Genomic DNA, 1,843 nt, shown 5'->3' on the forward strand with positions numbered 1-1,843 from the left:
CTCTGCTCTTTCTTCTTCTTTAAGAGCTTTTTGTAAGTTTTTCTTTTCTTCTAAGTCTAGGAAATCTTTGGCTGGCATAAGTAGGATTTTTCTAAAATTACTATTTCTATTTTAGGTGGTTTAAGTGCGTTTTAGCTTACAAGCCCCGTCCTCCACTTAAATATATATTGTCAACTTAAAGAATTTTGTGCTAAGATATTGATACTCGGTCGAGCAGTGTCAAGATGTTTGTACTAGAATACAAGGTTAAGCCAAAACCTAATCAGATAGAAGCCATTAACGAAGCAATACGGACAACCCAATTTGTTCGCAATAAAGTCCTGCGTTATTGGATGGATAATCATGGTGTTGGCAAAACAGAGTTATTTCGGTACAACACAGCATTAAGGAAAGAGTTTAAATTTGTTGATGATTTAAACTCCCATGCTTGCCAGACTGCCTTAGAAAGAACCTTGCGGGCAATTACTCAGTTTTACGATAATTGCCAAAATAAAATTAAAGGAAAGAAAGGCTACCCTAAGTTTAAAAAACATTCCCGTTCTGTTGAGTATAAAGTATCTGGATGGAAGCTATCAGCAAATAAACGTCATATTACCTTTACAGATAAAAAAGGTATTGGCACTCTTAAACTGATGGGAGCATCTCACCTTTGTAACCCCTAAATCAGGTTTTATGTCAAGCTATTTTGAAAGCCTTGCTAGAAACCAGTTTTAGGGACAAGTATAATTACTCACTTGCATAATAGTGTCATTAATCTCTAGAGTAAGGGATTCGCTCTGTAGCCATGTTTTTGCTGGTTTTCTGCCCCGAAACAAGCTATAATGGTCTAAAGGTCAAATTTGAAAATTTTTGCCTCAAACCCTATCTGCGTAAGAACTTCAGGATTTTGTCTCCAGTAGTTCATTGGTATTGTATTGCTTGAGATCAGGCTCTGTAAGACTTTTAGCCATAGCTAGTATGTTTATACGGGGGAAGTTCAGTTATATGTACATGGCAGCTCTTGGCTAGAGCCAGCGATCGCTTGATAATGAAAGCATAGGTGCGATCAATCAAAACAGGCTCCAGTTAACCTTCCGAGTCGATTGTAGCCAGTCAAGGGTAGTCGATCAATCGCCAAGACTACCTTGCGGTAAGGGTTTCATTATTTTTCTTGGGGGGAAGTCCAGTTATCCCTGCAAGGTTCTTGTATTTGTATTGTTTTTAGGTGCGCTCGCCCAGCCGTCCAAATGGGAAGTTTTGCCCAGAAAAAAGGCTACCAGCAACGACCTTAACCCGCCTTTTCTGAGAATTGACTGCATTTCTTAAGCACAAATATTTGTATTGTTTTTAGGTGCGCTCGTCCAGCCGTTCAAATAGGGAGTTTTGCTCAGAAAAAAGGCTACCAGCAACGACCTTAACCCGCCTTTTCTGAGAATTGACTGCATTTTTTAAGCACAAAACTGAGAATTGATTGCATTTCTTAACTAAAAAAATGAGAGATGACTACACACTTCTTAACGAAAAAATCGAGATTAGATATTGACAACGACAAAATAAAGGTGTTATTCTTCAAATTGCGGAAGTGATGAAGGAAGAAAAACCAAATGGATTTCTGACTCCTCCATGACTTCAGCACTGTACACCGTCTATGAAAACAACAAAAAGGTCTATTACCATGGCAGTTGAAAAAACTAACTCTTCCTCTAGCTTGGCTGAAGTTATCGATCGTATCCTTGACAAAGGTATCGTTATTGATGCCTGGGTTCGCGTCTCTCTGGTGGGAATCGAATTATTAGCGCTTGAAGCTCGTGTAGTTATCGCTTCGGTTGAAACCTACCTCAAATATGCTGAAGCCGTTGGTCTG

At 39.1% G+C, this 1,843-nt stretch carries 1 protein-coding gene and 1 pseudogene; both read left to right on the forward strand.

Going from position 1 to position 1,843, the window contains the following annotated elements:
• Positions 1–224 precede the first annotated feature (224 nt).
• Positions 225–641, forward strand: a pseudogene (locus O9300_RS19295) (RNA-guided endonuclease TnpB family protein); the annotation flags it as partial.
• A gap of 986 nt (positions 642–1,627) precedes the next feature.
• Positions 1,628–1,843, forward strand: a 216-nt coding sequence (gene gvpA / locus O9300_RS19300; RefSeq protein WP_502846405.1) for a gas vesicle structural protein GvpA, incomplete at its 3' end; no start/stop codon positions are given.

It is taken from the genome of Microcystis sp. LE19-195.1E (assembly GCF_027532095.1).
Lineage (GTDB): Bacteria > Cyanobacteriota > Cyanobacteriia > Cyanobacteriales > Microcystaceae > Microcystis > Microcystis aeruginosa.